The sequence below is a fragment of the Pseudomonas purpurea genome (genome assembly GCF_039908635.1).
GTDB classification, from domain to species: Bacteria; Pseudomonadota; Gammaproteobacteria; order Pseudomonadales; family Pseudomonadaceae; genus Aquipseudomonas; species Aquipseudomonas purpurea.
This window is the reverse complement of sequence record NZ_CP150918.1, coordinates 1,065,131-1,076,488: the sequence shown is the minus strand read 5'-3', so window position 1 is coordinate 1,076,488 and position 11,358 is coordinate 1,065,131. Positions and strand designations below refer to the sequence as shown.

Annotated in this window: 8 protein-coding genes and 1 pseudogene; 3 read left to right on the top strand and 6 right to left on the bottom strand. The window is 60.7% G+C overall.

The window, feature by feature from the left end:
* Nucleotides 1-46 precede the first annotated feature (46 nt).
* From cysN to AABM54_RS04805, 3 genes are all read right to left on the bottom strand, one after another.
* Nucleotides 47-1,945 (bottom strand): sulfate adenylyltransferase subunit CysN, encoded by a 1,899-nt coding sequence (cysN, locus tag AABM54_RS04815; RefSeq protein ID WP_347904140.1) that lies wholly within the window; start codon nucleotides 1,943-1,945, stop codon nucleotides 47-49.
* A gap of 9 nt (nucleotides 1,946-1,954) precedes the next feature.
* On the bottom strand, nucleotides 1,955-2,872 hold the full coding sequence (gene cysD, locus AABM54_RS04810) for a sulfate adenylyltransferase subunit CysD (RefSeq protein ID WP_347904139.1): 918 nt from the start codon (nucleotides 2,870-2,872) through the stop codon (nucleotides 1,955-1,957).
* A gap of 247 nt (nucleotides 2,873-3,119) precedes the next feature.
* Nucleotides 3,120-3,878, bottom strand: a complete 759-nt coding sequence (locus AABM54_RS04805) for a Nif3-like dinuclear metal center hexameric protein (RefSeq protein ID WP_347904138.1) — start codon at nucleotides 3,876-3,878, stop codon at nucleotides 3,120-3,122.
* A 102-nt stretch (nucleotides 3,879-3,980) separates the two neighbouring features.
* Here AABM54_RS04805 and algW point away from each other — a divergent pair, with 102 nt between their 5' ends.
* The 3 genes and pseudogenes from algW (at nucleotide 3,981) to AABM54_RS04790 (ending at nucleotide 8,069) form a co-directional block, all read left to right on the top strand.
* Nucleotides 3,981-5,135, top strand: a complete 1,155-nt coding sequence (gene algW, locus AABM54_RS04800) for a Do family serine endopeptidase AlgW (protein WP_347904137.1) — start codon at nucleotides 3,981-3,983, stop codon at nucleotides 5,133-5,135.
* An 86-nt stretch (nucleotides 5,136-5,221) separates the two neighbouring features.
* Nucleotides 5,222-7,328 (top strand): annotated as a pseudogene (locus AABM54_RS04795) (TonB-dependent siderophore receptor).
* Nucleotides 7,329-7,340: 12 nt separating this feature from the next.
* Nucleotides 7,341-8,069 (top strand): DUF4198 domain-containing protein, encoded by a 729-nt coding sequence (locus tag AABM54_RS04790; RefSeq protein ID WP_347904136.1) that lies wholly within the window; start codon nucleotides 7,341-7,343, stop codon nucleotides 8,067-8,069.
* Between the two features lie 122 nt (nucleotides 8,070-8,191).
* On the opposite strand, the gene hisC is transcribed toward AABM54_RS04790, so the two are convergent.
* The 3 genes from hisC to hisG form a co-directional block, all read right to left on the bottom strand.
* Nucleotides 8,192-9,244 carry a histidinol-phosphate transaminase gene (gene hisC, locus AABM54_RS04785; protein WP_347904134.1) on the bottom strand — a complete coding sequence of 351 codons (1,053 nt, stop codon included), beginning with the start codon at nucleotides 9,242-9,244 and terminating at the stop codon, nucleotides 8,192-8,194.
* Nucleotides 9,245-9,246: 2 nt separating this feature from the next.
* A complete protein-coding gene (gene hisD, locus AABM54_RS04780) occupies nucleotides 9,247-10,584 on the bottom strand; it encodes a histidinol dehydrogenase (RefSeq protein WP_347904133.1) in 1,338 nt (445 codons plus the stop codon).
* Nucleotides 10,585-10,707: 123 nt separating this feature from the next.
* The gene (hisG, locus tag AABM54_RS04775) at nucleotides 10,708-11,343 is read right to left on the bottom strand and encodes an ATP phosphoribosyltransferase (protein WP_095144983.1); all 636 of its coding nucleotides are present in this window, start codon (nucleotides 11,341-11,343) and stop codon (nucleotides 10,708-10,710) included.
* Nucleotides 11,344-11,358 lie beyond the last annotated feature (15 nt).

Sequence of the window (11,358 nt, the reverse complement as noted above, 5' to 3'; positions counted from 1 at the left end):
CGCAGATGAATCACTCATCTGCGGGTTTTTTATGCTTCGCTAACGCTTAGATCGCGCCGCGTTTACGCAGCAGATCCAGCACTTGCTTGACGCTTTCTTCCAGCGACAACGACTGGGTGTCGACCACAAGGTCGGCGTCCAGCGGCACGTCGTACGGGAAGGAGTCGCCGGGGATGTTATCGCCAGCAGCGGCGTACAGCCCTTGCGGATCACGCTCGGCGCACACGGCCGGCGAAGCCTGCACGTAGACCGTCAGCAAACGCTCGTCACCAATCAAGGCCTTGGCCTGCTCGCGACCTTCAGCGTCCGGTGCAACGAACGCTGCGAGGGTCAGCAAACCGGCTTCGTTGAACTGACGCGCCACATGAGCCGCACGGCGCCAGTTCTCGGTACGCCCGGCGCGATCCTGCGGCAGACCTTTGTTCAGGTCATGACGCAGGTTCTGGCCATCGAGCACAAATACCGCACGGCCCATGTCGAACAGCTTGCGCTCGACCGCATAGGCCAACGTGCTTTTGCCCGCACCCGACAAGCCGCTGAACAGCACGGTGGCCGGTTGCTGGCCGAAGCGTTGGGCGCGCTCCTCGGTCGCTACATGGGCCAACTTGCCATGGTGCGTGGCGCTGCCATGAACCAATGGTTGCGCGACGATCATGCCGGCGCCGACGGTGCCGTTGGTCAAGCGGTCGATGATGATGAAGGCGCCCGTGGTGCGGTTGCTTTCATAACCGTCGAGGGCAATCGGCGCATCGAGGCTGATCTTGACCTTGCCGATCTCGTTCAGGTGCAAGGCGCTGGCCGGGCCTTCTTCCAGGGTGTTCACATCGACCTTGTTGACGATGCTGGCGATGGAACCCGGCACGTAACTGGTGGCACGCTTGATGTCGTACTTCTTGCCCGGCAGCATCGGCTCTTCAGCCATCCACACCAGCATCGCCTCAAAGCTGTCGGTGACGGGTGGCACGCTGTCGGCGTGTACCAGCAGGTCGCCGCGGGAGATGTCGATTTCGTCTTCCATGGTCAGCGTGACAGCCTGACCCGGACCTGCGTGCTCCAGTTCACCTTCGAAGGTGACGATGGATTTCACGCGGCTGCTCTTGCCCGACGGCAGTACCACGACCTCGTCGCCCTTCTTGACGATGCCGCTGGCCAGGGTGCCGGCGAAACCGCGGAAGTTCAGGTTCGGCCGGTTCACGTACTGCACCGGGAAGCGCAGGTCGGTGAAGTTACGGTCGCCCGCCACTTCCACGGTCTCGAGAATTTCCATCAGCGACTGGCCGGTGTACCACGGCGAGCGCTCGGACTTGTTCACCACGTTGTCGCCCTTGAGCGCCGACATCGGCACGAAGTGCATGCTCGTGGCCTTCATCTTCAGGCCTTCGGCGAACTTCAGGTAATCGGCCTTGATCGACTCGAACACACCCTGATCGAAGTCCTTGAGGTCCATCTTGTTGATGGCGACGACGATGTGCTTGATGCCCAGCAACGAGGCAATGAAGCTGTGGCGACGGGTCTGAGTCTGCACGCCGTAACGGGCATCGACCAGGATGATCGCCAGGTCACAGGTGGACGCACCGGTGGCCATGTTGCGGGTGTACTGCTCATGGCCGGGCGTGTCGGCGATGATGAATTTGCGCTTGGCGGTGGAGAAATAGCGGTACGCGACATCGATGGTGATGCCTTGTTCACGCTCGGCTTGCAAACCGTCGACCAGCAACGCCAGGTCGATGTCGTCACCGGTGGTGCCGACTTTTTTCGAGTCGCGGGTAATGGCTTCCAGATGGTCTTCGTAGATCATCTTGGAGTCGTGCAGCAGGCGCCCGATCAGGGTGCTCTTGCCGTCGTCGACGTTACCGCAGGTCAAAAAGCGCAGCAGCTCTTTGCGCTCGTGCTGGCCCAGGTAGGCGAGGATGTCCTCGCTGATCAAATCAGATTGATGCGACATGACAACCCCTTAGAAATAACCCTGACGTTTTTTGTCTTCCATGGAGCCGGCGCCATCATGATCGATGACTCGGCCCTGGCGCTCGGAAGTTCGCGTCAGGAGCATTTCCTGAATGATGTCCGTAAGGCTTTCGGCCTCGGACTCCACCGCGCCCGTCAACGGGTAGCAACCAAGGGTACGGAAACGCACTTTCTTTTTGACGATGCGGGCTTTGTCTTCATCGCTCAGGTGTTCGAGGATGCGCTCGTCGTCGATCATGATCAGCGTGCCGTTCTTCTCGATGACGTCGCGCTCGGCGGCGAAGTACAACGGAACGATCGGGATGCCTTCCAGGTAGATGTACTGCCAGATGTCCAGTTCGGTCCAGTTCGACAGCGGGAATACGCGGATCGACTCGCCCTTGTTGACCTTGCCGTTGTAGACGTTCCACAGCTCCGGACGCTGGTTTTTCGGGTCCCAGCGGTGCTTGCTGTCGCGGAACGAGTACACGCGCTCTTTGGCGCGGGATTTCTCTTCGTCGCGGCGCGCACCACCGAAGGCTGCATCGAAACCGTACTTGTCCAATGCCTGTTTCAGGCCTTCGGTCTTCATGATGTCGGTGTGCTTGGCACTGCCGTGGGTGAAGGGGTTGATCCCTTGCGCCACGCCGTCCGGGTTGACATGGGTAATCAGGTCAAGGCCCAGCTCGGCGACCATCTTGTCGCGGAAGCTGTACATCTCCTGGAATTTCCACTGAGTGTCGACGTGCATCACCGGAAACGGCAGCTTGCCGGGGAAGAATGCCTTGCGTGCCAGGTGCAGCATCACGGCGGAATCTTTACCGATGGAGTACAGCATCACCGGGTTGTCGAACTCGGCGGCCACCTCGCGGATGATGTGGATGCTTTCCGCCTCCAGCTGTTTCAGATGCGTCAGTTTGTCGACCATGGCTACTCACGAAAGCTTTCTTATGAACGGCCAGCGGGCCGTGTTCGAGCGAGGAATCCTAGCACAGCGACCTCTTCTAATCAGGCCGCCAACTAGATCGAAAGGGTATATGAATATACCTGCTCGTTCGGGCGCCGCGGTCCTTGTGGGAGCGGGCTTGCTCGTGAAAACGGTGTTTCAGTCGACATCCATGGTGAATGTCAGTCCGTAATCGCGAGCAAGCTCGCTCCCACATTGAATGCCTGCGTCAGATCGGATTCGGGCAGTCGATAAAGATGTGCTCAAGGGCAAACCGTCGCGCCAGGTATTCGCCCAATGCCTGCACGCCGTAGCGTTCGGTGGCGTGATGGCCGGCGGCAATGAAACTGATGTCGTTTTCCCGGGCGCTGTGGAAGGTTTGCTCGGAGGCTTCGCCGCTCAGGTACAGATCGACCCCGGCCAACACCGCCTGATCGATGTAACCCTGGCCGCCGCCCGTGCACCAGCCGACACGGCGGATCATTTCGCTGCCCTCGATCAGCAAGGGCTCGCGACCCATGACTTCCTGCACATGGCGGGCGAAGTCGCGGGGTGTCATCGGCTCGGCGAGTGAACCGACCATGCCCACCACTTTGGGGTTGTCCGGGTCCAGCGGGCCTTCGACGGTGATGTCCAACTGGCGGGCCAACTGTACGTTGTTGCCCACGTCCGGGTGCAAATCCAGCGGCAAGTGGTAGGCCAGCAGGCTGATGTCGTGCTTGAGCAGGGTTTTGAGCCTACGCTGCTTCATACCGGTGACGCAGGGGTTCTCGCCTTTCCAGAAGTAGCCGTGGTGCACCAGCACCAGATCGGCCTTGGCTTCGACCGCGGCATCCAGCAGCGCCTGGCTGGCGGTCACGCCGCTGACGATACGCAGCACCTGCGGCCGGCCTTCGACCTGCAGGCCGTTGGGGCAATAGTCGGCGATCCGCGAACTGCCAAGGTAACGATCCGCTTCTTCAACCAGCGTACTCAAGGCAACGGCCATGAAAGACTCCTAAATATCCCGTTCAGAGGCGCGCGCGGCCTCGTATAATGCGCCACATTATGGGCCGTCTTCGGCCCTCCGTAACCTCCCAGGATTTGCTCAATGCTCAAGGGTCTGCGTTTTTTTGGCTGGCCGCTGCTGGCCGGCGTGCTTATCGCGTTGTTGATCATCCAGCGCTACCCGCAATGGGTCGGGCTGCCAAGCCTTGATGTGAACCTGCAACAAGCCCCGCAAACCACCTTGACCCAGCAGGGGCCAGTGTCCTATGCCGATGCCGTGGTCATTGCCGCGCCAGCGGTGGTCAACCTCTACACCACCAAAGTGGTCAACAAAACCACGCATCCCCTGTTCGAAGACCCGCAATTCCGGCGTTTTTTCGGGGACAACCTGCCCAAGCAAAAGCGCATGGAGTCCAGCCTCGGCTCGGGCGTGATCATGAGCCCGGAAGGCTACCTGCTGACCAACAACCATGTGACCACCGGCGCGGACCAGATCGTAGTCGCCCTCAAGGATGGCCGGGAAACCCTGGCCCGGGTGATTGGCAGCGACCCGGAAACCGATCTGGCGGTGCTAAAAATCGACCTGAGAAACCTGCCGTCGATCACCGTCGGGCGCTCCGAGAGCATCCGCGTCGGCGACGTCGCGCTGGCCATCGGCAACCCGTTCGGCGTCGGCCAGACCGTGACCATGGGCATTATCAGCGCCACCGGCCGCAACCAACTGGGCCTGAACAACTACGAAGACTTCATTCAAACCGACGCAGCGATCAACCCCGGCAACTCCGGTGGCGCGCTGGTGGACGCCAACGGCAACCTGACCGGCATCAACACGGCGATTTTCTCCAAGTCCGGCGGCTCCCAAGGCATCGGTTTTGCGATCCCGATCAAACTGGCGATGGAAGTCATGAAGTCGATCATCGAACACGGCCAGGTGATTCGCGGCTGGCTCGGCATCGAAGTGCAGCCGCTGACCCAGGAACTGGCCGAGTCGTTTGGCCTGTCCGGGCGTCCGGGGATCGTGGTCGCCGGGATTTTCCGCGATGGCCCGGCGCAAAAGGCCGGCCTGCAACTGGGTGACGTGATTCTCAGCATTGATGGCGAACCGGCCGGTGACGGGCGTCGTTCGATGAACCAGGTGGCACGGATCAAGCCCACTGACAAGGTCAGCATTCAGGTCATGCGTAACGGCAAAGAGCTGAAACTGACCGCTGAAATCGGGCTGCGTCCACCGCCCGCGCCGGTCAAAGAAGAAGAGTAAGCCCTGGCCCGGGTGATACCGGGCTAAAGGCATACATTCTCATTAGGCATGTTATATTGTTTCAATATCGCTATTGGAACGATCTCATGCCGTCTCGCAAAATGGTATCTCTGGCAGGCCTGGCCCTGGGCCTGCTCGCAGATCCAATCTTCGCCGAAGAATCCAAAACCCTTGAACTGGACGCTATCAGCGTCACCTCCGACTACGAATCCGCCAGCGATCCGGTGAAAGGCTATCGGGCCACGCGATCTGCCAGCGCGACCAAAACCGACACCGCCATCCGCGACATCCCGCAATCCGTCAGCGTGATCCCCGCCAGCGTGCTCAAGGACCTGGGCAGCAGCAACGTCGAGCGCGCCCTGGAGTTTGCCGGCGGCGTGTCGAAGCAAAACAATTTCGGCGGCCTGACGTTGTATGAATACAGCGTGCGCGGCTTCACCACCTCGGAGTTCTACAAGGACGGTTTCAGCGCCAACCGTGGTTACCCGAGCACCCCGGACGCCGCCAACATCGAGCGCATCGAAGTGCTCAAAGGCCCGGCCGCCAGCCTCTACGGTCGCGGCGATCCGGGCGGCACGGTGAACATCGTCACCAAAAAGCCTCAGCCCGAGGCGTTCACCACCCTGCAAACCAGCGCTGGCAGTTGGGACCGCTACCGCACCGCGCTGGACGTCAACACCCCGCTCGACGCGCAAGGCGATGTGCTGTCACGGGTCAACCTGGCGGTTGAAGACAACCACAGCTTTCGCGATCACGTCGACAGCCAGCGTGTGTTCGTCGCACCGTCGCTCAGTTGGCAGCTCAATCCCGACACCCGTCTGTTGGTGGAAAGCGAAATCGTGCGCCACAGTTCCACGTTCGATCGTGGCATCGTCGCGCCGAATAACACCTGGAGCGGCGTCTCGCGCTCGACCTTCCTCGGCGAGCCCAACGACGGCAACATCGACAACCACAACAATTTGCTTCAGGCCACGCTCGAACATCACCTCAACGATGCCTGGAAACTTCGCCTGGCCAGCCACTACAAGGAAGGCAAACTCTGGGGCAACGCTTCGGAAAACCGCCCGCTGAACGCAGATCAACACACGGTCAACCGCCGCTACCGCGAGCGCGATACCCGTTGGCACGACAGCATCACGCAACTTGAACTGCACGGCCTGTTCGACCTTGGTAGTTGGCAACATGAGCTGCTGATCGGCGGCGAGTACGAGAATTTCCGCAAGAATGAGCGGGTCACCACCATTGCCGGTGGCCCTTATGCCATCGACATTTACCACCCGATCTACGGCCAACCAAAACCTGACGGTAAACGCTCGGGACCGGACTTTTTCGAGCAGGTGCAAAGCCAGGCCCTGAACCTTCAGGACCAGATCGTATTTACCGACAAGCTGCGCGGCATGCTGGGTGTGCGTTTCGAACACTTCGAACAAACCATCGACGATCACAACCTCAATGCCCGCACCCGACAGAACCACGACGCGCTGACCCAACGCGCCGGCCTGCTCTACCAACTGACGCCGCAACACGGGCTGTTCGCCAACGCCTCGACCTCGTTCAAACCGAACAACGGCCTGGACGCTGCCGGTAAGTCCTTCGATCCGGAAGAAGGCGTGGGCTACGAGGTCGGCCTCAAAAGCGAATGGTTCGATGATCGCCTGAGCAGCACCCTCGCCGCCTTCCACATCGAAAAAGAAAACGTCCTCGCCCTCGACCCCGCCACCGATACCCAGCGCGCCATGGGCAAGGCCCGCAGCCAGGGCTTCGACCTGCAACTGAGCGGGCAACTGACTGACGCGGTGCGCGTCATTGGCGCGTTCGCCTACCTCGACGCCGAGGTCACGCAAGGTGACAAAACCATCCCCAGCGGCAGCAGGATTCTTGGCGTGGCCAAGCGCAGCGGCAGCCTGCTGGGTGTTTATGAGTTTCAGGATGGCCACCTGCGGGGCTCAGATGTCGGCGCGGCGTACACCTATGTCGGAGATCGCTCGGGCGAAGCCGGCAGTGATTTCGAGCTGCCGGCCCTACCACACCGTCGACCTGCTGGCCCATTACAAGGCCAGTGACAACGTCACCGTGGGGCTGAACCTGAACAACCTTTTCGACGAGAAATACTACGAACGCTCTTACAGCAACTACTGGGTCAACCCCGGCGAACCGCGCAATTTCACCGTCAGCCTGACACTCAACCTGTAAAAGGACGTCACCATGCATCACGCAAAATCACTGGCCCTGCTGGGGCTGTTCAGTGCGCTGTTCGCCGCTCAAGTCAGTGCCCATGGCCTGTGGACCGAGCAACGTCGCGGCAACATTGAAGTCATTTACGGCCATGGCGCCGAAGACAATGCCTACAAAGCCCGAAAGATCAGCGGTGCCTGGGCGTATGACGTCAGCGGCAAGATGATTCCGGTCACCGTGCAACGTTTAGTGGATCACGCTCGCCTGCAACCGCTCAAACCACCGGCAATTCTGGCGGTTGCGCTGGATAACGGCATGTGGTCGCAAACCGCCGACAAAAAGTGGATCAATCAGGGCCGCAGCAAAGTACCGGGCGCTATCGAGTCGACCCAGACCTTCAAGTACAGCCTGGCGATTTATCAACCGGGGGCGAAACTGCCTGCACTTGATCAGATCAAATTGCTGATCTTGCCGGAGGTGGACCCACTGACCGTCGGCCCGGGCAAATCATTGCCGGTGCGGGTGCTGCTCGATGGCAAACCGGCGGCGGGTGTGAAGTTGATCGGCGACTATCGCAACGCGCCGAACACCCTGAGCACGGAAACCGATGCTGAAGGTCGGGCACAGGTGTTGGTGCGTAATGAAGGGTTGAATGTGATTGCCGCGCAGGTCGAAGTGCCGGTGAAGGACAGCCCTGAGGTGAGCAGTCGCGGGCTGTTCAGTTCGCTGACGTTCCTGGGCGAGCCGCATCACGAGTAAGACTTGAAGTCGGTGGCGCCCCATTCGCGAGCAAGCCCGCTCCCACACCGGATCTTCGGTGAACACATGATCTGTGAACACCAGAGATAAAATGTGGGAGCGGGCTTGCTCGCGAAGGCAATTCAGAGCTCGCCCAAACCGTCGATCAGTGCCTGATTCTGCTCTGGCGTGCCGATGGAGATACGCAGGAATTGGGCAATCCGCTCCTGTTTGAAGTGCCGCACGATCACGCCTTGCTCGCGCAACTTCGCCGCCAGGCCTGCCGCGTCATGCTGCGGGTGACGAGTGAAGATGAAGTTCGCCGCCGACGGCAGCACTTCAAAGCCCTTCTCCTGCAACTGCTCGACCACATGCTCACGACTGTCGATCACGCGTTGGCAGGTCTTTTCAAAGTACTCGCGATCATCAAACGCCGCCGCCGCGCCAACGATGGCCAGGCGATCCAGCGGATAAGAGTTGAAGCTGTTCTTGATCCGCTCCAGCGCCTCGATCAGGTCCGGATGACCGACCGCCAGCCCCACGCGCAAACCGGCCAGCGAGCGCGACTTGGACAAGGTCTGGGTCACCAGCAGGTTCGGGTAACGGTCCACCAGGCTGATCGCCGTCTCGCCGCCGAAGTCGATGTAGGCTTCATCGACCACCACCACCGAATCCGGGCTGGCCTTGAGGATCTGCTCCACGGCATCCAGCGCCAACAGGCAACCGGTGGGAGCATTCGGGTTAGGGAAAATAATCCCGCCGTTTGGCTTGGCATAGTCTGCGACGCGAATCTGGAACTGATCGTCCAGCGGCACCGCGTCGAAGGAAATGCCGTACAAGCCGCAATACACCGGATAAAAGCTGTAGCTGATGTCCGGGAACAACAGCGGCTTATCGTGTTGCAGCAAGCCGTGAAAAATGTGCGCCAGCACTTCATCGGAACCGTTGCCGAGGAACACCTGGTTGCCCTGCACCCCGTAATACCGGGCCACCGCCTGCTTGAGCAGGTCGCTGTTAGGGTCTGGGTACAGGCGCAGGTTGTCGTTGAGTTCGGTTTGCATCGCCGCCAGTGCCTTGGGCGATGGACCGTAAGGGTTTTCGTTGGTGTTGAGTTTGACCAGCTTCGCCAGTTTCGGCTGCTCGCCCGGCACGTACGGCACCAGATCCTTGACGAACGGGCTCCAGAATTTACTCATGTTCATTCCCCCTGCCCTCGAAGAAAGTCTTGGTCAACGATGCGGTATTCGGCGCTGCGAGCGTGGGCGGTCAGCGACTCGCCACGGGCCAGCACGGACGCGGTCTTGCCCAGTTCCGACGCCCCCTGCTCGGAGCAGAAGATAATCGACGAACGTTTCTGGAAGTCATAAACCCCCAGCGGCGAGGAGAAACGCGCCGTGCCGGAAGTCGGCAGCACGTGGTTCGGACCGGCGCAGTAATCGCCCAGCGCCTCGGACGTGTGGCGGCCCATGAAGATCGCACCCGCGTGGCGGATCTGCGGCAACCAGGCTTGCGGATCAGCGACAGACAACTCCAGGTGTTCCGGCGCAATGCGGTTGGCCACGTCAATGGCTTGTTGCATGTCGCGCACCTGAATCAGCGCGCCACGGCCGTTGATCGAAGTTTCGATGATCTCGGCGCGTTCCATGGTTGGCAGCAGTTTGGCGATGCTCGCCGCCACCTTGTCGAGGAACCCGGCATCGGGGCTGACCAGAATCGCCTGGGCGTCTTCGTCGTGTTCGGCCTGGGAGAACAGGTCCATGGCGATCCAGTCCGGATCGGTCTGGCCGTCGCACACCACGAGGATTTCCGAAGGGCCGGCGATCATGTCGATACCAACCTGGCCAAATACGTGGCGCTTGGCGGTGGCGACATAAATGTTGCCGGGGCCGACAACTTTATCGACCTTCGGCACGCTTTCGGTGCCGTAGGCCAGCGCCGCAACGGCCTGGGCGCCACCGATGGTGAACACCCGGTCGACGCCGGCAATGCACGCGGCCGCCAGCACCAGTTCGTTGACTTCACCGCGAGGCGTCGGCACCACCATGACCACTTCGGTCACACCGGCAACCTTGGCCGGAATCGCATTCATCAGCACCGAGGACGGGTACGACGCCTTGCCACCCGGCACGTACAGGCCTGCGCGGTCCAGCGGCGTGACTTTCTGGCCCAGCACCGTGCCATCGGCTTCGGTGTAGCTCCAGGAGTCCTGTTTCTGCTTTTCGTGGTAGCTGCGCACGCGAGCAGCGGCTTTTTCCAGGGCCTCGCGCTGAGGCGCGGTGATCCGGGTCAAGGCCAGTTCGAGGCGTTCACGGGGCAGGATGAGGTCGGCCATCGAGGCCACTTGCAGGCCGTCGAACTTCTGGGTGAACTCGACCACCGCCGCGTCGCCGCGCTCGCGCACTGCCTTGATGATGTCCAGGACCCGCTGATTGACCGAGTCGTCAGACACACTTTCCCAGCTCAGCAGATGATCCAGATGATGCGCAAAATCCGGGTCAGCAGCGTTGAGTCGGCGAATGGAAGTGGGAGCGGTCATAGCGGGCCTCATTAGATTGGCAAATGCTCAGGCGCCCTAAGCTACCAGTCCATTCGCGCGGGCACCTGAGAAAATTGGCTATGACACGGATAGACGGGCGCGGCTCAAGGCCGCGCGAGTGAATCAACCGCGGTGTCGCGACTCCACTGCTTTGCGCAGGGTGTCGATCAGTGCCTGGATACGGGCGTGCTGCATTTTCATCGAAGCCTTGTTGACGATCAGTCGGGAACTGATGGCAGCAATGAAATCCTGTGGCTCCAGGCCGTTGGCCCGCAGCGTGTTACCGGTGTCGACCACGTCGATGATCTTGTCTGCCAGACCGATCAACGGCGCCAGCTCCATCGAGCCGTACAGCTTGATGATGTCGACCTGACGGCCCTGCTCGGCGTAGTAACGCTTGGCCACATTGACGAACTTGGTGGCGATGCGCAGACGGCCCTTGGGCTCGATTGCACCGACTTTACCGGCGGTCATCAGCTTGCACTGGGCAATCTGCAGATCCAGCGGCTCGTACAGACCCTGGCCACCGTATTCCATCAGCACATCTTTACCGGCGACGCCCAGGTCAGCGGCACCATGCTCGACATAGGTCGGCACATCGGTGGCGCGCACGATCAGCAAGCGCACATCGGCCTGGGTCGTGGGGATGATCAGCTTGCGGCTCTTGTCCGGATTCTCGGTCGGCACGATGCCCGCTTCAGCCAGAAGCGGCAGGGTGTCGTCAAGGATGCGGCCCTTGGACAGTGCGATGGTCAACATGGGAAACGTCAGTCC